Source organism: Labrys sp. LIt4 (assembly GCF_017813775.1).
In the GTDB taxonomy this organism is placed as follows: domain Bacteria; phylum Pseudomonadota; class Alphaproteobacteria; order Rhizobiales; family Labraceae; genus Labrys; species Labrys okinawensis_A.
In genome coordinates this window covers 1-25198 of sequence record NZ_JAGIPY010000025.1, presented here as the reverse complement: position 1 = coordinate 25198, position 25198 = coordinate 1, and the positions used below count along the sequence as shown (strand labels likewise).

20 protein-coding genes are annotated in these 25198 nt (G+C 64.1%); 12 read left to right on the top strand and 8 right to left on the bottom strand.

The window, feature by feature from the left end; translation table 11 throughout:
- The first annotated feature begins 257 nt into the window (after positions 1 to 257).
- Both J8I29_RS27950 and J8I29_RS27945 read left to right on the top strand, forming a co-directional pair.
- On the top strand, positions 258 to 1721 hold the full coding sequence (locus J8I29_RS27950; protein ID WP_209434156.1) for an NAD-dependent succinate-semialdehyde dehydrogenase: 1464 nt from the start codon (positions 258 to 260) through the stop codon (positions 1719 to 1721).
- 593 nt (positions 1722 to 2314) lie between these two features.
- Positions 2315 to 3355, top strand: a complete 1041-nt coding sequence (locus J8I29_RS27945) for an alpha/beta hydrolase (protein ID WP_209434155.1) — start codon at positions 2315 to 2317, stop codon at positions 3353 to 3355.
- 37 nt (positions 3356 to 3392) lie between these two features.
- Here the strand turns inward: J8I29_RS27945 and J8I29_RS27940 are convergent, their stop codons facing one another.
- On the bottom strand, positions 3393 to 3734 hold the full coding sequence (locus tag J8I29_RS27940) for a cupin domain-containing protein (protein WP_105861713.1): 342 nt from the start codon (positions 3732 to 3734) through the stop codon (positions 3393 to 3395).
- Positions 3735 to 3824: 90 nt separating this feature from the next.
- The gene (locus J8I29_RS27935; protein WP_181161111.1) at positions 3825 to 4568 is read right to left on the bottom strand and encodes a FadR/GntR family transcriptional regulator; all 744 of its coding nucleotides are present in this window, start codon (positions 4566 to 4568) and stop codon (positions 3825 to 3827) included.
- Between the two features lie 260 nt (positions 4569 to 4828).
- Here J8I29_RS27935 and ugpC point away from each other — a divergent pair, with 260 nt between their 5' ends.
- The 6 genes from ugpC (at position 4829) to J8I29_RS27905 (ending at position 12518) form a co-directional block, all read left to right on the top strand.
- On the top strand, positions 4829 to 5908 hold the full coding sequence (gene ugpC, locus J8I29_RS27930) for a sn-glycerol-3-phosphate ABC transporter ATP-binding protein UgpC (protein WP_209434154.1): 1080 nt from the start codon (positions 4829 to 4831) through the stop codon (positions 5906 to 5908).
- Positions 5909 to 5917: 9 nt separating this feature from the next.
- Positions 5918 to 6847 carry a sugar ABC transporter permease gene (locus J8I29_RS27925; protein ID WP_209434153.1) on the top strand — a complete coding sequence of 310 codons (930 nt, stop codon included), beginning with the start codon at positions 5918 to 5920 and terminating at the stop codon, positions 6845 to 6847.
- A 2-nt stretch (positions 6848 to 6849) separates the two neighbouring features.
- On the top strand, positions 6850 to 7695 hold the full coding sequence (locus tag J8I29_RS27920; RefSeq protein WP_105861716.1) for a carbohydrate ABC transporter permease: 846 nt from the start codon (positions 6850 to 6852) through the stop codon (positions 7693 to 7695).
- A gap of 78 nt (positions 7696 to 7773) precedes the next feature.
- Positions 7774 to 9096 carry an extracellular solute-binding protein gene (locus J8I29_RS27915; protein WP_209434152.1) on the top strand — a complete coding sequence of 441 codons (1323 nt, stop codon included), beginning with the start codon at positions 7774 to 7776 and terminating at the stop codon, positions 9094 to 9096.
- Between the two features lie 192 nt (positions 9097 to 9288).
- On the top strand, positions 9289 to 10800 hold the full coding sequence (locus tag J8I29_RS27910; protein WP_209434151.1) for an alpha-N-arabinofuranosidase: 1512 nt from the start codon (positions 9289 to 9291) through the stop codon (positions 10798 to 10800).
- Positions 10801 to 10934: 134 nt separating this feature from the next.
- Positions 10935 to 12518 (top strand): Na+/H+ antiporter, encoded by a 1584-nt coding sequence (locus tag J8I29_RS27905; RefSeq protein WP_209434150.1) that lies wholly within the window; start codon positions 10935 to 10937, stop codon positions 12516 to 12518.
- A 4-nt stretch (positions 12519 to 12522) separates the two neighbouring features.
- Here J8I29_RS27905 and J8I29_RS27900 read toward each other — a convergent pair whose 3' ends face one another.
- The 4 genes from J8I29_RS27900 to J8I29_RS27885 form a co-directional block, all read right to left on the bottom strand.
- Positions 12523 to 13089, bottom strand: coding sequence for a demethoxyubiquinone hydroxylase family protein (locus tag J8I29_RS27900; RefSeq protein ID WP_209434193.1), 567 nt, complete (start codon positions 13087 to 13089; stop codon positions 12523 to 12525).
- A 75-nt stretch (positions 13090 to 13164) separates the two neighbouring features.
- Positions 13165 to 15312 (bottom strand): methylmalonyl-CoA mutase, encoded by a 2148-nt coding sequence (gene scpA / locus J8I29_RS27895; RefSeq protein ID WP_209434149.1) that lies wholly within the window; start codon positions 15310 to 15312, stop codon positions 13165 to 13167.
- Positions 15309 to 16673 carry a methylmalonyl-CoA mutase family protein gene (locus tag J8I29_RS27890; RefSeq protein ID WP_209434148.1) on the bottom strand — a complete coding sequence of 455 codons (1365 nt, stop codon included), beginning with the start codon at positions 16671 to 16673 and terminating at the stop codon, positions 15309 to 15311. Before J8I29_RS27890 ends, scpA begins: the two co-directional genes overlap by 4 nt.
- A gap of 3 nt (positions 16674 to 16676) precedes the next feature.
- Positions 16677 to 17069 carry a DUF2780 domain-containing protein gene (locus J8I29_RS27885; protein ID WP_105861723.1) on the bottom strand — a complete coding sequence of 131 codons (393 nt, stop codon included), beginning with the start codon at positions 17067 to 17069 and terminating at the stop codon, positions 16677 to 16679.
- A 201-nt stretch (positions 17070 to 17270) separates the two neighbouring features.
- Between J8I29_RS27885 and J8I29_RS27880 the strand changes: the two genes are divergently transcribed.
- The 4 genes from J8I29_RS27880 (at position 17271) to J8I29_RS27865 (ending at position 22059) form a co-directional block, all read left to right on the top strand.
- Positions 17271 to 18773: a helicase HerA-like domain-containing protein gene (locus tag J8I29_RS27880; protein WP_209434147.1), complete on the top strand. Its 1503-nt coding sequence runs from the start codon at positions 17271 to 17273 to the stop codon at positions 18771 to 18773.
- A gap of 320 nt (positions 18774 to 19093) precedes the next feature.
- Complete coding sequence (locus J8I29_RS27875; protein ID WP_146126869.1) at positions 19094 to 19426, top strand: response regulator transcription factor; 333 nt, start codon at positions 19094 to 19096, stop codon at positions 19424 to 19426.
- A 140-nt stretch (positions 19427 to 19566) separates the two neighbouring features.
- The gene (locus J8I29_RS27870) at positions 19567 to 20952 is read left to right on the top strand and encodes a M20/M25/M40 family metallo-hydrolase (RefSeq protein WP_209434146.1); all 1386 of its coding nucleotides are present in this window, start codon (positions 19567 to 19569) and stop codon (positions 20950 to 20952) included.
- Between the two features lie 66 nt (positions 20953 to 21018).
- A complete protein-coding gene (locus J8I29_RS27865) occupies positions 21019 to 22059 on the top strand; it encodes a zinc-dependent alcohol dehydrogenase family protein (RefSeq protein ID WP_209434145.1) in 1041 nt (346 codons plus the stop codon).
- Here J8I29_RS27865 and murJ read toward each other — a convergent pair.
- Both murJ and J8I29_RS27855 read right to left on the bottom strand, forming a co-directional pair.
- A complete protein-coding gene (gene murJ, locus J8I29_RS27860) occupies positions 22037 to 23566 on the bottom strand; it encodes a murein biosynthesis integral membrane protein MurJ (RefSeq protein ID WP_209434144.1) in 1530 nt (509 codons plus the stop codon). The two genes, J8I29_RS27865 and murJ, sit on opposite strands and share 23 nt — an antisense overlap.
- Before the next feature lie 702 nt (positions 23567 to 24268).
- The gene (locus J8I29_RS27855; protein WP_209434143.1) at positions 24269 to 24868 is read right to left on the bottom strand and encodes a superoxide dismutase; all 600 of its coding nucleotides are present in this window, start codon (positions 24866 to 24868) and stop codon (positions 24269 to 24271) included.
- Positions 24869 to 25198 lie beyond the last annotated feature (330 nt).

Sequence of the window (25198 nt, the reverse complement as noted above, 5' to 3'; positions counted from 1 at the left end):
GACTTTCCCTATGTGCTAGCTGCATATTCCTCCTGGTCGACCAGGGATCGATCAGGAGGAATATGCAGGATTTCAAACTCTTGCAGAATATCCCGATCGTGCCCACGGATCGGCATTATCGGGATATTCTGCTTGGCCTCCATCGCAGTCTTCGCGCCTGGAGGCAATCGCCGAATATGTGATCACATTTCTGCATTGATCCGCGTGCGCCGAACGCCTATCTAAGCGCCAGCGAGAGACACAACGGAGGAAGGCGCATGTTGGAAAAACTGGCGCAGACACTCGAATTCAAGCGTGAGGCCGCCTACGTCAACGGTCAATGGATCGCCGCCGACAGCGGCAAGACCGTGCCGGTCACCAATCCCGCCACCGGCGAGCTCATCGGCAGCGTGCCCGATTGCGGGAAGGACGAAACGGCGCGCGCCATTGCCGCCGCCGATGCCGCTTTTCCGGCCTGGCGTGCCAAGACCGCAAAGGAGCGGGCCAAGATCCTGCACAAGCTCGCCGATCTCATCGAGGCCAATGCCGAGGCGCTCGGCGTGCTGCTCACCGTCGAGCAGGGCAAGTCGCTCACCGAGGCGCGCGGCGAGGTAGTGTTCTCGGCCGCCTATGTGCGCTGGTTCGCCGAGGAAGCGCAGCGCGTCTATGGCGACGTGATCCCTTCCCCCTGGCCGGGCCGCCGCATCCTGGTCACCAAGGAGCCGGTGGGCGTCGTCGGCGCCATCACGCCCTGGAACTTCCCCTCCTCGATGATCGCCCGCAAGCTCGGCCCGGCCCTGGCCGCCGGCTGCACCATCGTGATCAAGCCTGCCATGCAAACACCCTATTCGGGTCTGGCCTGGGGCGCTCTGGCCGAGATGGCCGGCATTCCGGCCGGTGTCGTCAACGTCGTCACCGGCTCGGCCAGCGCCATCGGCGGCGAGCTCACCTCGAACCCGCTGGTGCGCAAGATCACCTTCACCGGCTCCACGCCGATCGGCAAGCTGCTGGTCGAGCAGTCGGCCAAGACGCTCAAGAAGGTTTCGATGGAACTCGGCGGCAACGCCCCCTTCATCGTGTTCGACGATGCCGACGTCGACAGGGCGATCGAGGGTGCGATGATCGCTAAATACCGCAATTCCGGCCAGACCTGCGTGTGCACCAACCGTTTCCTGGTGCAGGCCGGCATTCACGACAAATTCGTCGAGAAGCTGATCGCTGCCTCCAACGCGCTCAAGGTCGGCAATGGCCTCGAGGCCGGCGTGCAGCAGGGCCCGCTGATCGACGAGAAGGCGGTTGCAAAGGTCGAGGAGCACATCAACGACGCCCTTGCCAAGGGCGGCAAGGTGGTGGCGGGCGGCAAGCGCCATGCGCTCGGCCATACCTTCTTCGAGCCGACGGTGGTGACCGGCGTGACCCCGGACATGCTGGTGGCACGCGACGAGACCTTCGGGCCGCTCGCCCCGGTGTTCAAGTTCGAGACCGAGAAGCAGGCCATCCAGATGGCCAACGATACCGAGTTCGGATTGGCTTCATACTTCTACACCAAGGATCTCGGCCGGGCCTTCCGGGTCGCCGAGGCGCTGAAATACGGCATGGTCGGCATCAATGAAGGCCTGATCACCACCGAGGTCGCGCCCTTCGGCGGTGTCAAGGAATCCGGCATGGGCAAGGAAGGCTCCAAATACGGCATCGAGGATTATATCGATGCCAAATATGTCTGCGTAGGCGGTCTCGGCTGAGGCCCGAAACCATCGCCTTCCCGCATTGAAGGGCTGCAAGCTCTGCTCCGCGCCCCGGACCGATCCAGGTTCCGGGGCGTCGGCTTTTCGGGGGAAGCCTCAGTCGGCGGCCTGCCGCCAGATTGCCTCCGATAATCCCGCAAGAAAGAGGCCGAGCAGGGCGTAGAGCATGATTTCCCGCTTCAGGCAGAAGAAAAGCGGGTTTGAACGGAAACGCTTGTTTGCTCGAACGTTTTGATTGACGCATCTTTGCGATTCTTGGCGATTACGCCAAATCGCAAAACGCTTTAGGCCGAAGCCGAACCGGCTGGGGTTGCCGACATGGGATGTCTCGCCTCGGACGGACGCCGGTTGCCCTGCCCAGGCATGCGGCCGATCGATGCATCCCGCCGATCATCCTTCCCTATGGTAAATCTCTGGGCAACTCGAAGGCACCCCGGAATCCGTGACATTTTTGTCGGTGTTGTCCAGAAAAATGCAGAATTCCGGCCAAATCATTACTTTCGCTCGCCTCTGCCTCATTTTCGCCCGTTCACTGACTATTCACCCCTTCTGCTGCATTGAAGGCAGCTCAGCAACAGGATTGGGTTTCGATGCGGGTCGCCTCGCTCTTCGCTTTGATCGCTTCGGCATTGGTCCTGACGGGCTGCGTCGGCTTCGATGACGATTCCGGCGATGCAACCTCATCTCTCAAGCCCGTGCTGACCAACACGGCTTCGAACGATCAGGCGGCCAACACGGCTCCGCTCGGCATCTGGCGCGGCGGCATGACCATGCTGGTGATGACCACCCGCAACGCCACCGGCAACAAGGAGCCCTGGTTCGGTGCCAAGCGCGCTTCCGACCCGACGGCGGCGCGCCTCGTGATGTATCCGCCGTCCAAGTCGCTGCTGGCCTCGGTCAACCCCGTCAGTACGCCTGGCTGGTCGGTGGCGGGGGTGAGTGCCTTGCCGGGGGACGAGCCCGCCGCGTCCCTGGCGGCGCAGGCCGAGGGGCGCGACGTCATCGTCTATGTCCACGGCTATAACGAGACCTTCGACAGCGCGGCGACGAGCTATGCCAAGCTGGTCGACGGCATCAAGTTTTCGGGCGTGCCCGTGCTATTCTCCTGGCCCTCGCGTGCGGCCCTCTTGGATTACGTCACCGACAAGGACAGCGCGATGTGGTCGCGCGATGCCCTCGAAGACACGCTCACGGCGCTCGCCAACGATCCCAAGGTCGGGCGCATCAACCTGATCGCCCATTCCATGGGCAGCATGGTGATGATGGAAGCTCTGCGTTCGATGTCGGATCGCATGGGAGCCTCGCTCCCGAACCATTTCGGTGCCATCGTGCTGGCCAATCCCGATGTCGACCTCGACCTCTTCCGTCGCCAGATGAAGCGGCTGTCGTCGCTGTCGTCGAAGATGACGGTGATCGTCTCCAAGAACGATCGCGCTCTGGAGATCTCAACCAAGCTCGCCGGCGGCGTGCCGCGCGTCGGCTCCGGCGACAGCGAGGAACTGCAGAAGACCGGCGTGAAGGTCGTCGACGCCTCCGATTTCGGCTCCGGTTTCATCAACCACGATATCTTCATGAGCCGTGAGGAAGTGCGCGCCGTGGTTGCGCGCGCGATCGAGAACGCCGATCAGTAACCCTTCGGAGCAGGCCGGGGGAAACGGCGCAACCCAATCATGCCAGGAAATCGGCGCGGTGCGGGGTGAAGCAGTCGACCAGCCGGCCTTTCTCCAGAGCCTTGACGCCATGTTCGAGGCCGGATGGCACGATGAAGCTGTCGCCGGCGGCGAGCGTTTCGGTTCTGCCCGCGATGGTGACCTCGAACCGCCCCTCGGCGACGTAGCTGGACTGTATGTGGGGATGGGAATGCAGCCAGCCCACGCCATCCTTCTCGAAAGCGAATTCGACCAGCATCAGTTCGTCGGTGTAGACAAGGACGCGTCGCCGATTGCCGTCCGGCGTCGACTGCCATTCGGCGTCACCGGACCGGACGAATAGTTCCTCGCTGCGGATCATCGGACCTCACCTCGCTGTCCAGCCACGGAGGGAAGATAAGCACAGGTTTGCAGCATTGTCCCGCGCATGCCGACCCGGCCGGAGCGGCTCCTATTCGCCGGCCGTCTTCTCGACGGCACGCGGGGCATTGCGCAGGGCCTCCAGCATGCGGGCCCGCGAAATTTCCAGCAACTGGCTCATGGCCCGCGAGGCCTCGTCAGCCTTGCGGGCGAGGATGGCCGAGACCACGGCCTGATAGGGCTGCAGGTCCATCGCCTGGCCGTTGGCGCTGCGCTGCGTCAGGCCGAAGGAAACCTTCAGGGCCGTCTTGACCGCCCGCCCGATGGTGACGAACAGGCCGTTATGGGTGGCCGTCATGATGGCGAGGTGGAATTCCGTCTCGGCGCCCGCCGCCAGAGCCGGCTGCCCGAGCATGGAGACGAGGTCGGAGAAGCGCATGCGGATGCGTTCGAGGTCATCCGCCGAGCCGTCCCGCGCCGCCAGGAAGCAGGCGCGCGGCTCGAAGCAGTTCCGCATTTCGTAGAGATCCTCGATGATGCGCTCGTCGAACTGGGCGTTCAGGCGCCAGGAGAGCACATCCTGGTCGAGCAGGTTCCAGTCGGCGAAGGGCAGCACGCGTGTGCCGGTCTTGGGGGAAACCTCGACCAGTCCCTTGGCCGCCAGGTTCTTCACGGCCTCGCGCACCGTCGAGCGGCTGACGCCATAGGCCTGGCAGAGTTCGTTCTCGATGGGCAGGGTGTCGCCGGGGCGAAATTCTCCCGAAGTGATGCGGGTGCCGATGATGCGCGCGACCTGCGCGCTCATCGTGCTGATGGCGGTATCCCGCTCGAACATACTCATCTCCAAACCAGCCCGTTGCTGGATGCGGGCGGCACCGTGCTCTTCGCGCCGGCTGGTGCCGCCGCGATCTGAGAGGCTCCCCACCTCTTAACACTGCTATCGGGGAGGAACAAAGCGCCCAGCAACCCTCCTGCCAATGGGAAATCCTCCTACAAATTGCCATTCTTCACGTCGGCGGCGATTGACACCGGATCGCGATTGCCTCTATCTTATCATCAGATGATAATAAGAAAAGATGGTAGGAGGAAGAGGCCTTGAGTGCCATCGACATCGACAGGGTGTCCAAGACCTTTGGCGCCGTGAACGTCATCGCAGACCTCTCTTTGAAGATCCGCTCGGGCGAGTTCATTGCCTTCCTCGGGCCGTCGGGCTGCGGAAAGTCCACTTTGCTGCGCATGATTGCGGGGTTGGAGCGTGTTGATGGCGGCTCGATCTCGATCGGCGGCCAGCGGGTCGACCGGCTGCCGCCGGGCGCGCGCGGCGTCGCCATGGTGTTCCAGCACTACGCGCTCTATCCGCATATGACGATCTACGAGAACATGGCGTTCGGCCTGCGCAACATCGCCATGCCCGGCCAGGAGATCGACCGCCGGGTGAAGGAAGCGGCGCGCATCCTGGAGATCGAGCCGCTCCTCGCCCGCAAGCCCGGCCAGCTCTCCGGCGGCCAGCGCCAGCGCGTCGCCATCGGCCGCGCCCTGGTGAAAAGCCCCAAGGCCTATCTGTTCGACGAGCCGCTTTCCAATCTCGATGCGGCGCTGCGCGTACGCACCCGTGTCGAGCTGGCCCGCCTGCACCAGCAGGTCCAGGCCACCACCATCTTCGTCACCCATGATCAGGTCGAGGCGATGACGCTGGCCGAGCGCATCGTGGTGATGAACGCCCGCAAGATCGAGCAGGTGGGCACGCCGATGGAAGTCTATTCACGGCCCGCCACGGAATTCGTGGCGCGTTTCGTCGGTTCTCCCGCCATGAACTTCCTGCCCGTGACGGTCGCCGAGCAGGGCGGTCTGGCAGTCGCCACTCTGGCGGATGGCACCGCCATCACCACCCGCGTGCCCGCCGCCACCCTGCCGCGAGGCGCCAATCTGCGCCTGGGGGTGAGGGCGGAAGCCGTGCGGGCCGATCCGGCAGGTGCCCTGGCCGGCCGGATCGAGGTGGTCGAACGCCTCGGCGATCGCACCCATCTTTATGTGCGCCTGCCGGATGGCACCTCGCTGGTTGCCGAAGACAAGGGCGCCTCGACCGCCGTCGCCGGGGGCGAGGCCCGCTTTTCGGTGGATTCGCAGGCCGCGCATCTGTTCGATGATGGCGGCCTTGCCTTCCATGCCGCGTGAGGAGGGCCCATGTCCACGCAAAGCCTTCCCGCCGCAGCGGCTGCGTCGCCCGTACCCCGCTATGCCGGCGCCTCGATCGGGCCGAGCTGGCGCAATCTCCTGTTCGTCCTGCCTTTCCTTGCCGTCTACGGCGTCCTCTTGGTCTACCCGCTGTTTCGTGGCATCTGGATCAGCCTGCAGGAATACGACATGTTCGACCAGACGGCTTCCTTTGCCGGCCTGGCGAATTTCCGGCGCCTGTTCGCCGACAAGGTCTTCCTGGGCACGGTGAGCAACACGTTTGTCTTCGTGCTGATGACGGTGCCGGTTTTCGTCGGCATCGGCCTTGGCCTCGCTCTCGCGCTCAACCGGGAGAGCAAGGGCAGCGCCGCGCTGCGGGCGATCTTCTTCGGCACCTCGGTCCTGTCGGTGACCATAGTCACCATCATCTGGAAGATGATGTATCTGCCCGATCGGGGCCTGATCGCCGGCATACTCGCGATCTTCGGGCTGCCGCCGATCCAGTTCCTGACCAGCCAGGAACTTGCTTTGCCGGCCATTGCGCTGTGCACGCTGTGGTGGGTGATTGGCCTGCCGATGATGCTGTTCCTCGCCGCCCTGCAGCAGATACCGGGCGAGCTCTATGAGGCGGCCGCCCTGGACAATGCCGGGCGCTGGCGATCCTTCTGGTCGATCACGCTGCCCTCGATCCGGCGCAGCGTCGTCGTCGTGGCGATCTACGAGATCGTGGCGCAGTTCCAGCTGTTCGGCCAGGCCCAGCTTCTCACGCGGGGAGGCCCAAACAACGCCTCGCGCCCCATCGTGCAGTTCATCTATGAGGAAGGCTTCCAGCGCTGGAATGTCGGCTATGCCGCCGCGGCCTCGGAGGTGCTCTTCCTGTTGATGGCGATTGCCGCGATCCTGCAATATGTCGCCGCCCGCCGGCGGACGGAGGGCTAGCCATGGCGAGCGCGCAGCAATTCGTCGGCCGCACCGCCGGAGACCGGGTGATCCTGGCTGGCGTGCTGGTCCTCGCCGTCGCCTGGCTGATCCCCGTCGCCTGGGTGATCGTGCTCTCGTTCAAGCCCAATTCGGAGCTGATGTTCTCGACCGCGACGGTCCTGCATCCGCCCTATACATTCAAGAACTACACCGACATCATCGCCTCGTCCGGCGTGTTCCGCTGGCTCGTCAACAGCATGATCGTGGCCGGCGGCATGACCATCGGCACGCTGGTGCTGTCCTCCCTGGCCGGCTACGGCTTTGCCCGCACCGAGTTTCCGGGGCGGGACATCCTGTTCGTGCTGGTGCTGCTCGGCCTTGCCATTCCCGAGCAGGCGGTGATCATCGCCCGCCATCAGATGTTCACCGACTGGAAGATGCACAATGGCTATCCGGCGCTGATCCTGCCAGGGCTCTCCCATGCCTTCGGCGTCTTCCTGATGACGCAATATTTCAAGGCCATCCCGCGCGACATCGACGAGGCGGCGATGCTCGACAATGCCTCCCGCTTCAAGATCTTCTGGAAAGTGGTGCTGCCGCTGACCATCCCGGCCCAGGCCACGCTCGGAATCTTCACCTTCCTTTCGGCGTGGAACGACTATCTGTGGCCGCTGATCTCGGCGACCAAGCCCGACATGTTCACCCTCACCGTCGGGATGGCCTCGACGCAGACCAATTTCGCCCAGTCGGAGGGGCTCGGCTTCCTGATGGCGCAGGCCGTTTTCGCCGGGCTGCCCGTCTTCATCGTCTACCTGTTCTTCCAGAAATACATCGTTCGCGCCGTGGCCGGCGCCGCGATCCGCTGAAGGCAACGAGATCTCCTGGTTCCGCGTCCCGGCCGCGCGCTCGACCTTGAACAAAATCGGCCGAAACGGAGGAAATGCATGATCGGTTTGAAACGATTGCTCTATGCCGGGGCCGTGCTTCTGCTGTCGTCGCAGGCCGGCCTCGCCCAGGACAAGACCGAGATCTCGGTGTCGCGCTTCTTCGGCGCCTGTGAGGCCGACTACGGCAAGGTGACGGATGTCGCCAAGGCCAATGGCGAGTGCGGCATCATCACGGCGCTGATCAACAAGTTCAATGCCGAGAGCAAGGATACCCACGTCAAGGTCGATATCGTCGAATGGCCGGGCTATGACCAGCTCACCGCGCGCATCCGCTCGGGCGAGCCGCCGACCATCTCGGTGATGCACGAGGCCGTCATCAGCGACTATTCCTCGCGCGGCCTGCTCGAACCCCTCGATGAGGGCCTGAAGGCGGCGGGTGTCGATACCGCCGACTTCACCGATGCCGCCAAGGCCGGCGTCACCAAGGACGGCAAGACCTTTGCCCTGCCGTTCGACACCCATACCTGGCTTTGGCACATCAATCTGAACCTGTTCAAACAGGCCGGGCTGGTCGATGCCGCCGGCAAGCCGATCCTGCCCAAGAACAGCGAGGAACTGCTGGCCCAGGCCAAGCAGTTCAAGGAAAAGACGGGCAAGCCCTATTTCGTCTGGACCATCGCTAATGAGCGGGCCTTCTTCACCCGTACCTTCGACACGCTGCTCTACCAGCAGAACTCGGAGTTCTTCGCCGATCCGACCAAGGTCAATTTCACCACGCCCGAGGCCAAGAATGCCGCGACGCTGCTGAAGACGCTCTACCAGAATGGCGACACCACCAGGGGGCAGGATTATGCCGCCTCGGTTGCCAGCTTCGCGGCCGGGGATGCGGGCGTGTTCATCTGCGGCACCTGGCTGGTCGATACCTACGACCAGGAATCCAAGAAGAGCGGCGCGCCCTTGTCCAACGGCTATGCGGTAGTGCCTTTCCCGCAGCTCTATCCCGGCAGTCCTCGCGTCTGGGCCGATGGGCATAGCTGGGTAATCCTCAAGGCCGATCTTTCCGATGCGCAGCGCAAGTCGGCCTACGCATTCCTGAAATTCCTGTGGGACAATGATTTCCAGTGGTCGCGCACCGGGCATCTGCCCATCCGCAAATCCGTGGCCGACAGCGCCGAATTCAAGGCCCTGCCGCATCGGGCCGATCTCGCGCCGCTGACCACAAATGGCGCCGCCCGCCCGGCGGCGGTGAAGCGCCAGTTCGCGATCCAGGAGATCGAGAATGACGAGGTCACCGCCGGCGTGACCGGGGACAAGGAGATCGACGCCGCGCTCGCCGATGCCCAGTCCCGCATCAATGAACTGCTGGCGAACGCGAAATAAGGCCGCGTTTCGTCACGCCCAGAGCAAAGCGCGCTCAAGTGTGAACGCTCATTCGCTCCAACTCTTTGAGTCGACGCGTCTTTGCGGTTCGTGGTGACCCCGCCGCAAAACGCCATAGGACCCACGGCTCTCCTCCCGCCGTGGGTCCCTTTCCCGCCAAATCTCTTCCAGGTTCAAAGGTCAGTTTTTGCCATGCCGTCCGCCCGCCTGATCGTCGATCACGATTTCATCATCTCCGATCTCGACCGCCGCATCTTCGGTACCTTCGTCGAGCATATGGGACGGTGCGTCTACACCGGTATCTTCGAGCCCGGCCATCCCACTGCGGATGAGCAGGGGTTCCGCCAGGATGTCGCCGAGCTGACCCGCGAACTCGGCACCACCATCGTGCGCTATCCCGGCGGCAATTTCCTGTCCGGCTACAATTGGGAAGACGGCGTCGGCCCGGTGGAGAAGCGGCCGCGCCGGCTCGACCTTGCCTGGTTCTCGACGGAAACCAACGCCTTCGGCACCAATGAATTCATCGACTGGTCCCGGAAGGTCGGGGTGGAGCCGATGTTTGGCGTCAATCTCGGCACCCGCGACCATGACGAGGCACGCCGCTTCATCGAATATTGCAACCATCCCGGCGGCACGGAGCTCTCGGAGCTGCGCAAGAGCCACGGCTATGAAAAGCCGCACGACATCAAGTTCTGGTGCCTGGGCAACGAGATGGACGGTCCCTGGCAGATCGGTGCCAAGACGGCGGGCGAATATGGCCGCATCGCCCATGAGACGGCCAAGGTGATGCGCTGGGTCGATCCCTCCATTGAGCTGGCGGCCTGCGGCTCGTCCAACCGCGACATGGCTACCTATGCCCGCTGGGAGTACGAGGTTCTCGACCATTGCTTCGACTATGTCGACTTCATCTCCCTGCACACCTATTTCCAGAACCCGCATGACAGCACCGAGGAGTTCCTCGGCAATATCGAGCTCCTGGAAGCCTTCATCCGGGAGGTGGTGGCCATCGCCGACGCCGTGGCCGCCACGCGCCGCTCGCCCAAGCGGATCATGCTATCTCTCGACGAGTGGAACGTCTGGTACAAGGCCCGCACGCATGAGCATCTGCGCAAGCCGGGCTGGCCCGAGCACCCGCCGCTGATCGAGGAAGTCTACAATACCGAGGATGCGCTCCTGGTGGGTGGTGCGCTGATCACGCTGCTCAATAATGCCGACCGGGTGAAATGCGCCTGCATCGCCCAGCTGGTCAACATCATCGGGCCGATCATGACGGAGCCGGGCGGGGCGGCCTGGCGCCAGACCATCTTCCATCCCTTCGCTCTCACGGCACGCCATGCCCATGGCCGCGTGCTGCGTTCGCTGATCTCTTCACCCTCCTATGCCGGCAAGACGGCGCCGGAAATTCCCTACCTCCATGCCTGTGTCACCGAGGACGAGACGACCGGCCAGGTCACCATCTTCGCCCTGAACCGCCATCTCGGCGAACCGATGGACCTCGAAGTCCTGCTGCGCGGCTTCGGCGGCAACCGACAGGTGGTGGAGGCGTTGCAGATCCATCATCCCAACATGAAGGCGGTCAATACCAAGGACGCTCAGGATACCGTCGCGCCGGCGCCGATCGAAAAAGTGAGCCTGGAGGGAGACCGCCTGCAGGCCAGGCTCATGCCGGGCTCCTGGAACGTGATCGTCACCGCTCCGCGCTGAGCGGAGGAGGGCGCCTTTCGACGTGGAGGAAGATGTGTGTAGCCCATCACCCGCTGGATCGGTGCTCGAACGCCGGCTTTCATTTCCGACGTGACGTTATAGGGTCTGCAAAAGCCAAATCGGGGCAGAGGCGGATGGACCCAATTCAGCTGTTCGAACTGGTGATCGCGATGTTTCTCGCGATCATCGTCCTGCATTATGCCGCGGGCAAGCTCGGCTTGCCGCCATCCGTGGCCCTGCTGGTCGGCGGAGCGTCGCTTGCCTTTCTGCCGGGCCTGCCCGCCATCGCGCTCGATCCCAACCTGGTGCTCGTGATCTTCCTGCCGCCGCTCCTGATGGACGGGGCCTGGTTCATCGCGCTCGGGCGATTGCGACGTCACATGATCGGCATTGCCTCGCTGGCGGTCGGGGCGGTGGTCTTCACCTGCGTCGTCGTGGCCGTGGTCACCCATCTGCTCTTTCCATCGTTGCCCTGGGCCGCTTGTGCGGCGCTCGGCGCGATCGTCTCGCCGCCCGATGCCGTCTCCGCCCGTGCCGTGCTGCAGCGGGTGAAACTGCCTCGGCGCCTGCAGATTCTGCTCGAGGGCGAAAGCCTGCTCAACGATGCGAGCGGGCTTGTGCTGTTTCGCTTTGCCATCGCGGCGGGCGTCACCGGTACTTTCAGCGCGGTGGATGCCGTCGGCGAGTTCTTTCTGCTGGCATTGGGCGGCGTCCTCGTCGGTGTCGCCGCCGGTGGTACATGGGTCCTGCTCGCACGCCGCCTCGGCGACGAATATCTGATCATCGCCGCCACATGCCTGTTGTCCTGGTCATCCTACCTGCTCGGCGAGATGATCCATGTCTCCGGCGTGATCGCCACGGTCACCACGGGCCTGATTGCGGGCTGGTATCAGCACACCGTGTTTTCGGCCTCGATACGCATGCGCGGTACGGCGTTCTGGACCGTGATGATCTTTCTGATGGAGGCGGCGGTCTTCATCCTGATCGGCTTCACCCTGCGGGGCGTGGTGGAACGTGGTGGCGGCTTCGGCGTCGTGGCCGACACCATGCTCGTCCCCATTCTCGTGATCCTGCTGGCGCTCACCCTCGCACGCTTTGCCTGGGTGTTCGGCTCCGATCTGGTGATCCGGCTCTGCGTGGCTGTGGGGTTCAAGCGCTACACCCCGCTCGGCCTTGCAAACGCCACCATCCTGAGCTGGGCCGGCGTACGCGGTGTCGTCACCCTGGCCCTGGCACTGAGCGTGCCGGAAGGATTCCCCGGCCGCGACTTCATCCTGGTGACCTCGTTCGCCGTGATTCTGGGAACGGTGCTCGTCCAGGGCACCACCCTGGGGCAGATGATCGGCTGGGTAAAGCCGGTCGAGCCGGAATCGGAAAGGGCACGCCTTACCATGGCCCAGGCCGAAGCCGCCATGGCGCAGAAGCAATTGGTGACCATCCAGAAGCTGGCCTACGACAGCGAGGGCAATCTCATTCATCCCCGGCTGCTGGAGCGCTACCAGCGCAGGGCCACGATGATCATCGACTATGCCGAGCGCACCGAAGAATACCAGCCGGGCCTTCATGCGCATTTCGACGTCGTCCTGGCCGCGATCGCCACCGGGCGCGACGAGCTGATCAGGCTTCACCGGGCCGGGAAGATCGACAACGAGACGCTGCACGAGCTGGAACGCGACCTCGATCTGGAAGAATTGAGCGCGATTTCCGCGAAGTCGTGACGAGCTATTTCCGGCCTGTATCCTGGGCCTGCTCGGCCAGTGCGCGCGCCATACGAACGGAATCGCCCCATGTCGACAGGAAGATCATCATGTCGGTCAGCGCGGTGATCACACCATGGAGAACGCGTTTCGGCAGTCCCGGCTCGGTCAACTGGCTTTGCGCGGTGGTTAAATGGGCGACCTCCTCCTCGTTGATATCGAGAATGATGGTTCTTGCGCCCTCGTCGCGGCCCGCCAGGAAGTGAAGCTGGTCGCCGAGATGGCGATGCACCGCCGCCTCCACGGCCGCCGTGCAGACCCAGATTGCCTGCCGGCCAGCCAAGGCGGTGAGGAAGCCGAGGACGAAACCACCCAGGCTCCATAGCTGCATGATGCGGCAGGGGCGCGATTGTCGGGTCGGCATCGCTGCCCGGAACAGGGCGCAATGTCGGATTTCGTCGGCGAGCATGCCGGACAGATGCGGTACCATGTCGGGCCACACCAGTTTTGAGACAGCAATCTGGGCGCCATAAATCCGGATGGCGCCATATTCGCCGGCGTGATTGACGCGCAGAATCCGCGCGATTGTCAGGCGATCACGAGCGGATGTGGCGAGGCTGGGGGGGGGGGCCGGATGGCCTCGCCGAGAGGATCCGCCGCCATCGCATCAACGCCGGTTGTGATGGCGGTGACGCAATTGATTCAGCAATTCGTCGAGCAGGCCACTGGCCGCCTCTGTGATCACCGTGCCGGGCGGGAAGATTGCCTGGGCACCAGCCGCATAAAGCGCCTCGAAATCCTGTTCGGGTACCACGCCGCCCACCACGATCATGATATCGGGCCGCCCCTCGGCTACCAGGGCCTTGCGCAAGGCGGGGACCAAAGTGAGATGGCCGGCGGTGAGGGACGAAACGCCGACGATATGGACATCGCTGTCGGCCGCCTGCCTGGCGACTTCGGCAGGCGTGGCGAACAGGGGGCCGATCTCGACCTCGAAACCGAGATCGCCGAAGGCGGAGGCGATGACCTTCTGGCCCCGGTCATGCCCGTCCTGTCCCATCTTGGCGACGAGGATCTTGGGTGGACGCCCTTCCTCCTCGCGGAAGAGGGCAGTCTGGCGCTGCACCTTCTCGATGCCGTCCCCGCTCATCGCAGCCTTGTAGATACCAGAGGTGGCGCGGATCTCCGCCTTGTGGCGGCTGAACACCTTTTCGAGCGCCGAGGAGATCTCGCCGACGGTCGCCTTGGCCCGGGCGGCATCGACGGCGAGGGCCAGGAGATTGGCATCGCCTTCCGCGCCCTTGCTCAAGGCATCCAGGGCCTGCTCCAGGGCAGCCGGATCGCGCTCGGCCTTCAACTGCCCGAGCTTGGCGATCTGGGCCGCACGCACGGCCGAATTGTCGACCTTGAGCAGGTCGAGCGGCGGCTCCGAAGGGGGCTTGTAGATATTGACGCCGATCACCGCCTGTTCGCCGGCATCGATGCGGGCCTGGGTCCGGCTGGCAGCTTCTTCGATGCGCAACTTGGGCAGGCCGGCTTCAATTGCCTTGGCCATGCCGCCCATCGCCTCGACTTCCTCGATATGCTGCCAGGCCTTGGCTGCGAGGTCGGCGGTGAGGCTTTCGATGGCGTGGGCCCCGCCCCACGGATCGATCAGCCTCGTGGTGCCGCTCTCCTGCTGCAGCACGAGCTGGGTGTTTCGCGCGATGCGGGCCGAAAAATCCGTCGGCAGCGCCAGGGCCTCGTCGAGGGCGTTGGTATGCAGGGATTGGGTGCCGCCTTGCGTGGCCGCCATCGCCTCGATCAAGGTGCGGGTGACGTTGTTGTAGACATCCTGCGCGGTCAGCGACCAGCCGGAAGTCTGGCAATGCGTGCGCAAGACCAGGGATTTGGCCGATTTCGGATGGAACTGCTCTACCAGGCGCGTCCACAGCAAGCGGGCGGCGCGCAGCTTGGCCACCTCCATGTAGAAATTCATGCCGATGGCGAAGAAGAAGGACAGGCGCGGAGCGAAATGGTCGATGTCGAGCCCGGCCTTCAGCCCGGCCTTGATGTATTCGACCCCGTCGGCCAGGGTGTAGCCGAGCTCCAGGTCCTGCGTCGCGCCGGCTTCCTGCATGTGGTAGCCGGAAATCGAGATCGCGTTGAATTTCGGCATGTTCTGCGCGGTATAGGCGATGATGTCGCCGACGATGCGCATGGAGGGGCCCGGCGGGTAGATATAGGTGTTGCGGACCATGAACTCCTTCAGAATGTCGTTCTGAATGGTCCCTGCCAGCTTGTCGGGCGAGACGCCTTGCTCTTCGGCCGCGACGATATAGAGCGCCAGGATCGGCAGCACGGCGCCGTTCATGGTCATCGATACCGACATCTCATCGAGCGGAATGCCCTGGAACAGGGTGCGCATGTCGATGATGGAATCGATGGCGACGCCGGCCATGCCGACATCGCCGGTCACACGGGGATGGTCGGAATCATAGCCGCGATGGGTGGCGAGGTCGAAGGCGATCGACAGCCCCTTCTGGCCGGCCGCGAGGTTGCGGCGATAGAAGGCGTTGGATTCCTCGGCGGTGGAGAAGCCGGCATATTGGCGGATGGTCCAGGGCTGCTGGACATACATGGTCGAGTAGGGGCCGCGCAGGAAGGGCGGCAGGCCCGGCCAGGAATCGACGGCCTGCAGGCCGATCAGGTCGCTCTCCCCATGCACGGCCTTGATGTCGATACCTTCAGGCGTTTGCCAGACCTCGCCGGTCAGGAGCGGGCCTGGCGAAAGCCGGCGCAGGGGAAGGTTCGAGAAATCGGGGATGCGGCTCATGCGGCGCCTCCTGGCGCGCTTTCGGGCGCACTCTCGAACGGGACTGCATCGCGCCTGCGGCTCAGGGCCAGGGCGGCAGGCGACGCGGTGTCGGCGGGGGCCGGCCGCAGCACTGAAACGGCCGGTTCTTTGGCCAGCGCGTATTTATTGGCGCCGATGATGGTGCCGACAGGCTGGCGCAGCCGCTCGATCTCTTCCTGCAGCCAGCCTGACTGGATCACATTGATGATGCCACCCTGGCGCTCGATGGCTTGGAACTGGGCCCAGCCCGCCTCGCGAAGGGCATCGGTCATCGCCTCCAGCCCGCCGGAGCCGGCTGCCGGGTCTGCGATGCGGTGCAGATTGGCTTCGCTGATCAGGACGTGCTGGCAATTGCGGGCGACGCGCCGGGCATGGGCGTCGGCGAGCCCATTGGCGGCCGTATGAGGGAGAATGGCGATGCTGTCGGCGCCGCCCAGCCCGGCGGCGGCGGCGGCCAGCCCGTTGCGCAGCATGTTGGTGGCCGGGTCGCGCCGGCTCAGCATGCGCCAGGCGGTTTCCGCGTGGATATGGATCGGACTGGCGGCGAGGTCGCAGGCGTCCTCGATCTCGAGCCAAAGCAGGCGCAGGGCCCGGAGCTTGGCGATGGTGGTGAACACGTCCTGGTCGGCGGCGATCGCAAATCCGACGCAATGGCGCGCCTCCTCGAGGCGCAAGCCGGTCGCCTCCAGGACGCGCAGATAGGACAGGGCCGCACTGAGCATGCCGGCAAGCTCCAGCCCCGGCGTGGCGCCCGCTTCGTGAAGGGGGCGCCCGTCCGCCGTCAGAACGGTGCCGCCCTGGCGGTGATTGGCCAGGACCGAGGCGGTGGAGGGCCAGCCCGTCGGCAGGTTGCCGGTGGTGGCGAGCAGGCCGATCGGGTCGTAGCCATAATGAACAGTGCCGTCGTCGATCTCGCTGAGCCAGCGTGCCACTTCGAGAGTTTGCGACCCTGCCTCGAGCCGGATCTCGATTGCATTGCGCAAGACGCCGGCCAAAAGGCCGTCCAGGTTGCCGGGCGTGGAAATCGCAACGCCGAAGCCGCGCGCGAACGGGCTTTGCGTGGTCACCAGCGCGATGCCGCCGGCGCCGCCCTCGAGATCTTCCAGAAGCTGGCCGTTCGCCGGCGCGACATCGGGATGATCGGCGCGCTGGATGATGGTCCAGGGCGAGGCCGGCGGGCGCCCGGGAATGGGCAGGGCGCCGGCCTTGCGGGCATAGATGGGCTGCAGGCGCGCACCGTCCGGCAACAGGCTGGTCAGCCTGTCCTCGAAGGAGGCTCCCTTGAGTACGCCGGCGACGGCATCGCGCCAACGGGCCTCATCCGCACCCGCCTCCGCCATGGTTCAGACGAACTGGCCGAGTTCGGGAATTTCGGCGACGATCTTGCCGACCACTTCCGGCCCGGCTTCCTTCTCGGCATAGGCGAAGAGTTCCTTGCCGATCGCCTGGATCTGGTTGAGGTCGAGGCCGAGAGCCATCAACTGGCCGCCAAGGCCGGCAATGCCGCCGCCGACATGGCCGACCATGCCGGCCAGCATGCCCATGAAGCCGCCGCTCTGGGCATTCATGGCCTCATTGGTGACTTCACGCGCGCCACTGATCGAATCGACGAGCTTCGATACCGCGTCGGCAGGGCCTTCCCGCTCCAGGAAGGCAAGCACGGCACCGATGGCCTGAGTCGCAACGTCGGGGCTCACGCCAATTTTAGCACCCAATTGGGCGACCAGCTCTTCCATTTTTCTTCTCCCTGACGTGACGTGGATGCTACCAAAGATTCACGATAGGCAAACCGCTCTTCTCTGTTTCCCATTTTGCCATGGAGATCAAGGCCGTGGCTTTAAATACTTGTAACGCTTCATCAAGCCGTTGCCCGTAGCGATATGTTGCGTGGGCGGGTATGGTTCGCCTCGCGATTTGACCGTTCAGGATAGGAAGAGATGACCGATCAGAGCCGGATTTTCGTCGCCAAGAGCGCAGAGCCCCAATATCTCGCGCTGGCCTTCGGCAATCGGCATGGGCTGATCACCGGGGCCACGGGAACCGGCAAGACGGTGACGCTGCAGGTGCTGGCCGAGGGATTCTCCGCCCGCGGCGTGCCGGTCTTCGCGGCGGACATCAAGGGCGATCTGTCCGGCGTTTCCCAGCGTGGCGAAGCCAAGGACTTCATCGTCAAGCGCGCCACCGAGGTCGGCATCACCTATCAGCCCGACCAGTTTCCGGTGCAGTTCTGGGACGTCTTCGGCGAGCAGGGGACACCGATCCGCGCGACCGTCTCCGATGTCGGACCGCTCCTGCTGGCCCGGATGCTGCAGCTCAACGACGTCCAGGAGGGCGTGCTCAACGCCGCCTTCAAGCTTGCCGACGACCAGGGCCTGCTGCTGCTCGATCTCAAGGACCTGCAGGCCCTGCTGTCCGACATGGCCGACAAGGCCGCCGAACTGATCAAGAGCTATGGCAATGTCTCCAAGGCGACGGTGGGGGCGATCCAGCGCCAGCTGCTGGCGCTGGAACAGCAGGGTGGCGATAAATTTTTCGGCGAGCCTGCCCTGTCGCTCGCCGATATCGGCCTGCTCGATGCCAAGGGGCGCGGTACCATCAATATTCTGGCGGCCGACAAGCTGATGATGGCGCCCCAGCTCTACGCCACTTTCCTGCTTTGGCTGCTGTCCGAACTCTTCGAGCAATTGCCCGAGGTCGGTGACCTCGACAAGCCCAAGCTGGTGTTCTTCTTCGACGAGGCGCATCTTCTCTTCAACGATGCCCCGCCCGCATTGCTGCAGAAGATCGAGCAGGTGGTGCGCCTGATCCGCTCCAAGGGGATCGGCGTCTATTTTGTCACCCAGAACCCGCTCGATGTGCCCGACACCGTGCTCGGCCAGCTCGGGAATCGCGTGCAGCATGCGCTGCGCGCCTTTACCCCCCGCGACCAGAAGGCGGTCAAGGCGGCTGCCGAGACCTTCCGCCCCAATCCTGAGCTCGACACGGCCAAGGTCATCTCGGAACTCGGCAAGGGGGAGGCCCTGATCTCCTTCCTCGAAGGCAATGGCGTGCCGTCCATCGTGCAGCGCGCCCTCATCCTGCCGCCGGCAGCGCGGGTGGGTGCCATCACGCCCGCCGAACGCCAGGCGATCCAGCAGGCGTCCCCACTGCGCGGCAAATATGAAACCGTGGTCGATCGCGAATCGGCCTTCGAAATGCTTCAGCGCCGGGTCACCGGCGAGGCCGCACCGGCCGAGCAGGCGGAGGAGGGCGGCGGTTTCCTTGGCAGCGTGCTGGGAAGCGTATTCGGTTCGGGCAGCAGCGGGGGGCGCTCCTCCGGCCGCATGACGACCTCGCAAGCCGTGATCCGCTCAGTAACCCGCACGATCGCGACGACGGCGGGCCGCGAGATTACCCAAGCGATTTTGAGAGGAGTCCTCGGGGGGCGTTCGCGGCGCTAGGGTTGTCATTTTACAACCCATAGCTGAAGAGTCAGTATATAATTACTACCAGTTTGCCGTTATTCGGCCCGCCTACGTCAAATTTCCCGTATTGCGTTCTTAGGCCTCCTGGTGAGGTATTGGGATCAGCATATACGTTTGGGTACCCTTGGCGTATGAGCTTTTTGAGCGCGATTGCTGGAGGCTCTTGGGCGATGGATGGCACAACTATACTGAACGATCGGGCGAATAGAAAAGTAATACAATCTGCCGATGTTTTGCTAGTCAATCCAAACCGGGAAGTTGCCGAGTTTTGGCGCGAGAACCTCCTGGATTTCGGCATGACCAAAGTCAGACTTGCTTCGGGCATCGTGGATGCTTTGGAGATGGCGCGCCGGGACCCGCCATTGGGCGTGGTGATCGCGTTGCCGGTGCTTGCCGATGCTTTTGCGTTGTTGGGAGCATTGAGCCAGGACGAGGGGGGCGAGCTGCGCGAAGTCCCGATTCTGCTGATCGCAAACCAGCCGAACCGCGCCGCGCTTCTCACCGCGACCCAGGCTGGGTTCGATGCCGTGCTCACCGAACCGGTCTCGCCGCGGCAGATCTATCGACGGGTGGGGTCGATGATCCAGCGCACGCGACTCACCGCCCGGATGCGGAGCCTCGCGAGCTGACCAACCCTGTTTTCGCCCTTCCCGCTGAGGGGAGGGTGGAATGACGGGCAGCGAAAATACCATCGGGAGGCAAGTCGGCCCTACCCAGAGCGGGCAAGGCGGGTTAGCTTGGCGCTTTCTCACCCGCATCGTTAGGGACCATGTCTGACATCAATAAAGCACTCGATGCTGCCGATAAGGCACTCGATGCCAGCCTTGACCGGCTGTTCGAATTTCTCCGCATTCCTTCGATCTCCGCCGACAGCGCCTATGCCGGCGATTGCCAGAAGGCCGCCGAATGGGCTGCCGCGGCCTTGAGAGACATTGGCTTCGACGCCTCCCCGCGCAAGACCATCGGCCATCCCATGGTGGTGGGGCATCGCCGCACCGGCAAGCCGGGCGTCCCGCATGTCCTGTTCTACGGTCATTATGACGTGCAGCCGCCGGATCCGCTCAATCTGTGGCACACCAAGCCGTTTGAGCCGGTGCGCAAGCCCGGTCCCCACGGCGACATCATCGTGGCCAGGGGCGCTTCCGACGACAAGGGCCAGGTGATGACCTTCATCGAGGCCTGCCGTGCCCTGATCGAGACGCGGGGAGAACTGCCGATCGACGTGACCGTGTTCCTGGAGGGCGAGGAAGAATCGTCCTCGCGCAGCCTCATTCCCTTCCTCAAGGAGAACAAGGACGAGCTGAAGGCCGATTTCTGCCTGGTCTGCGATACCGATATGTGGGATCGCGAAACGCCGGCGATCACCACCATGCTGCGGGGCATGGTCTATGAGGAAGTCACCATCAAGGCCGCCAGTCGCGACCTGCATTCCGGCATGTATGGCGGCGCTGCCCAGAACCCGATTCGGGTCCTGTCGAAGATCCTGGCCGCCCTGCATGACGACGACGGCCGCGTCACCCTGCCGGGCTTCTACGACGGCGTGAAGGAATTGCCCGATGCGGTGAAGGCCGAGTGGGCCGCGCTCGATTTCGACGGCGAAGCCTATCTTGCCGAAGTCGGCCTGAAAGTGCCGGCCGGCGAGAAGGATCGCACGGTGCTCGAGCAGATCACCGTGCGCCCGACCTGCGACGTCAACGGCATCAGCGGCGGCTATGAGGGCGAGGGTGCCAAGACGGTTATTGCCGCGCAGGCCTCCGCCAAGGTGTCCTTCCGCCTCGTGGCGGGCCAGGAGCCCGAAAAGGTGCAGGCTGCCTTCCGTAAATTCGTGACCGATCGCCTGCCAGCGGACTGCCGGGCGGAGTTCCTCTCCCACGGCCTCGGCCCGGCCATCGCCGTGCCGGCCGACAGCGAGCCTCTCGCCAAGGCGCGCGCGGCCCTGGCCGAGGAATGGGGACGCACCGCGCCGGTGATCGGATCGGGCGGCTCGATTCCGGTGGTGGGCGACATGCAGCGCATTCTCGGCATCGATTCGCTGCTGATCGGCTTTGCCCTGGAAGACGATCAGATCCATTCGCCCAACGAGAAATATGATGTTCGCAGCTTCCACAGGGGCATCCGCTCCTGGGTGCGTATTCTCGATGCGCTTGCCAAATAAGAAGAGCCCTGAGCGGGGTCGGTGCCGGCACCGGCCCTCTCTTCAAGGGCGCGATACGGATCCATCATGAAAGCCGTGGTCTTCGAACAGTTCAGGCAGCCGCCGACACTTCAGGGCGTTCCCGACCCGACGCCCTCGCCGGAGGGGGTGGTCGTCAAGGTCGAGGCCACGGGCCTGTGCCGCAGCGACTGGCATGGCTGGATGGGGCACGACCCCGACATCGTGCTGCCCCATGTGCCCGGGCATGAATTGGCGGGCACCATCGTGGCGGTCGGCAGCCAGGTCCGGCGCTGGCGTGCGGGTCAGCGCGTCACCGTGCCTTTCGTCGCCGGCTGCGGTCATTGCCGGGAATGTGCGGGCGGCAACCAGCAGGTCTGCGAGCAGCAGTTCCAGCCGGGCTTCACGGGCTGGGGCTCCTTTGCCGAGTTCGTGGCGCTCGATTTCGCCGACGCCAATCTGGTCGAATTGCCCGAAACGCTCGACTCGGCGACGGCGGCGAGCCTTGGCTGCCGCTTTGCCACCTCCTTCAGGGCCGTGGTCGACCAGGGGCGGGTCCGGGCAGGGGACTGGGTTGCCGTGCATGGCTGCGGCGGCGTCGGGCTGTCGGCGATCATGATCGCCAGTGCCGTCGGCGCCAATGTGGTGGCCATCGACCTGACCGATGAAAAACTGGATTTCGCCCGCCAGCTCGGTGCGGTGGCGACCATCAATGCGGCGCGGACCGAGGATGTCGTGGCCGCTGTCCGCGATCTCACCGGCGGCGGTGCCCAAGTGTCGCTGGATGCGCTGGGCCACCCCGTCACCAGCGCCAACTCCATCAGCAATCTGCGCCGGCGCGGCCGCCACGTCCAGGTTGGCCTGATGCTGGGCGACCACGCCCGGCCGCCGATACCGATGGATCGGGTGATCGCCTATGAGCTCGAGATCCTCGGCAGCCACGGCATGCAGGCTTTCCGCTACCAGGCGATGTTCGACATGATCGCCGCCGGCAAGTTGATGCCTCAGAAGCTGATCGGCAGCCGCATCGGCCTCGAGGAAGCGCCGGAAGCCCTGATGCGCATGGACCGCTTTGATGGCATCGGCATCAGCGTCGTAACGCGCTTTTGAGATCCATGCCGGCTGTGCCGAACGCACAGTAGACGGTGGCGCCGTAAAACGCGGCGCCGACGAGGCCGACGAAAACGAGGCCTATGATGTCGCCGATATGGGCGAGCCCGGCCAGGAGCGGCGCGAGGGCGGTCGCGGCGGCATACATGGCCAGGCCGGCAGTCATGGTCGCCAGGGCGACACAAGCCAGCATGGCATAGAGGCGCCGGTCGAGATGCATGAAGCCGCGGCGGCTGGCCAGGACCGTCAGTAGGCCGAGATTGACCCAGGCGCCGAGGGAGGTCGCCAGGGCGAGGCCCGCCTGCTGCAGCGGACCCATCAGGACGATCTTCAGCACGATATTGACGGCGATGCCGGTGAGGGAGGCCCAAAGGGGCGTCGCGGTATCGCCGCGGGCATAGAAGCTGGCGACGGCCGAGCGGATCAGCACCACGGCCGGCAAGCCAGCGCCATAGGCGAGAAGGGCGCTGGAAGCGGCCTCCGCGTCAGCCGCCGTGAAGGCGCCGCGCATGAACAGCGCGCGCATGATGAGGTCGGGAACGGCGAGAAAACCGGCAAGGAAAGGCGCTGCCAGCAACCAGGTCAGGAAGATAGTGCGGCGCTGCGCGGCATGCGCTTCCTCGACCTGACCGGCCGCCAGCAGGCGGCTCATCTGCGGCAGAATCACCGTGCCGGCGGCGATGCCGATGATGCCGAGCGGCAATTGATTGATGCGGTCGGCATAATAGAGGGCTGCCACCGCGCCGGCCGATAGCAGCGAGGCGATGATGGTGTCGGCAAAGATGGCGATCTGGGTGCCCATCGAGCCGATGGTGGCGGGTCCCAGCGCCTTGAAGAAGGCTCTCACCGGCGTATCCAGCTTGATCGGCTCGGGCTTGGCGAGCACGCGGGCCCGGTGCGCCGCCCACAGCATGAAACCGAGCTGCAGGACACCGGAGATGGTGAGGCCCCAGGCTGCCGCGTGGGCGGTGGTCGGAAACCAATGATGCGCCAGCAGGGTGGCGATCATCGCCACGTTGAGCAGGATCGGCGCGGCCGCCGCCGCCGTGAAGCGCCCGACGGCGTTGAGCACGCCGCCATAGAGCGTGGCAAGGGTGATCAGGATAAGATAGGGAAAGGTGATGCGGGTGAGCGTGACGGCGAGATCGAAGCGCTCGTCCTCGAAGCCCGGCGCATTCAAGCCGACGAATTGCGGCGTGAAGATCAGCACCAATCCCAGCAGGATGACCTGCGAGATCAGCAATATCGATACGATCCGCCCCTGGAACAGCCTCGCGGCGTCGTCTCCTTCCTGCTGATGGACCTTGGTATAGGCCGGCACGAAGGAGGCGTTGAAAGCCCCTTCGCCGAAGATGGCGCGGAAATTGTTCGGCAGGCGGAAGGCGACGATGAAGGCCTCGGCCGCCGGGCCGCTTCCCATCAGGGCGGCCATCAGGGCGTCCCGGACAAAGCCGGTCACGCGCGACACCATGGTCCAGGCGCCGATGGAAAGAATGTTCTTCAGCAAGGATAGGGCCTATCGTGATGTCAGCTCCGCCCTATACGCGGCTTTGGCTGGCGGGAACAGGCACTATCGCCCTCAAAGTGCTGCTGGCGGGTGACGGAGGCGTGGATTTGCGGTGGAGAAGCTGCCGTTCGAGCTGGTTGCGCTCATATGGAGCGCTGGCTTGTCCCGATGCCGCCGTTTCCATGGGCCTTGCGATTCTCGGCGATTGCGTCAGAGTGCGGCGGCCCCTGGAAAAGAAAGAGGCCGCAGCTTGCGCTGCGGCCCAAGTCTAGGGAGGAAACGCCCAAGGAGGGCTATCAAACGGGGAAATGTTCCGCGCCGTTTGATGAGGATTAGTTTAGTGTGCGCCGCACAATAAACAATTGCTGAGTTTGCATGGCTGCTAGGCGAGCCATGCGTGGCGCTTGCAGGTGCCTGGCTACCGATTTCTCGAAAAGCGCAACAATATCAGTAGTTTGAACGAGCTTTCCAAGATTCACCCTTCGAGATTTGTGCCAAAAATCGGACAAGGCCTGTCGTCGGACGAACCAAAGGCCGGAGAAATCTCCTAAAATGCAAAGGGCGGAGAAAGCTCCGCCCTTCCAGCTTCTCGCCGAATGATCGAAAACGGCCTTGCAGCCCGAGGGATCGCCGGATGCCCAGGCAATGTTTTCGAGGAGAGCGCCATTCGATCCGAATGGCGGAATGACGCTCCGGGATGGCTTACTTCACGGCCGCTTCGTAGAGTTCGGCGACATATTCCCAGTTCACGAGATTGTCGACGAAAGCCTTGAGATAGTCGGGGCGGCGGTTGCGGTAGTCGATATAATAGGAGTGCTCCCAGACGTCGACGCCCAGGATCGGCGTGGCGCCGTGCACCAGCGGGCTCTCGCCGTTCGGGGTCTTGGTGACGATGACCTTGCCGTCCTTGACGGCGAGCCAGGCCCAGCCGGAGCCGAACTGGGTGACGCCGGCCTGGATGAAGTCTTCCTTGGCCTTCTCGACCGAGCCGAGGCCATCGACAATGGCTTTCTCGAGATTACCGGGAATAGCACCGCCGCCATTCGGCTTCAGCCACTTCCAGAAGTGCAGATGATTGTAGTGCTGGCCGGCATTGTTGAACAGGCCGGCATTCTTGCCGAAGGAGCCCTTGACGATGTCCTCGAGGCTCTTGCCTTCCCACTCCGTGCCCTTGAGCAGGTTGTTGCCGTTGTTCACATAGGCAAGATGATGCTTGTCGTGATGGAACTCCAGCGTCTCGCGGGACATGTAGGGCGCGAGGGCGTCATAGGAGTAGGTCAGGTCGGGAAGCGTGAAGGACATGGCGTTCCTCATGAAGTGACATGGTGGCGATGGGCATGGCTACGAAACGCAGCCCGCCCGTCCAGTGTTCCCGAACGGTTGCCGCGAGATCGCAGATCTTGCAGCCATCCGGGCGGGAGCCGAATGACGGGGTGGCGGCTAGCGGCCTCGATGCCTGCCGGAGCAGGCTGCAAGGCCGATGCACCGTCGGCGCGCAAACTTAAGCGCGAAGGCGCTGGAAGGGAACAGATTTGGGTGAATGCCTGGCATGATTTTAGTCTCCCGTGAAGTAGTCGCGTTCAAGGGGCTTTGCCGTTGGCGGTGCGCGATCGCGAGCCGACGAGCGCGGCC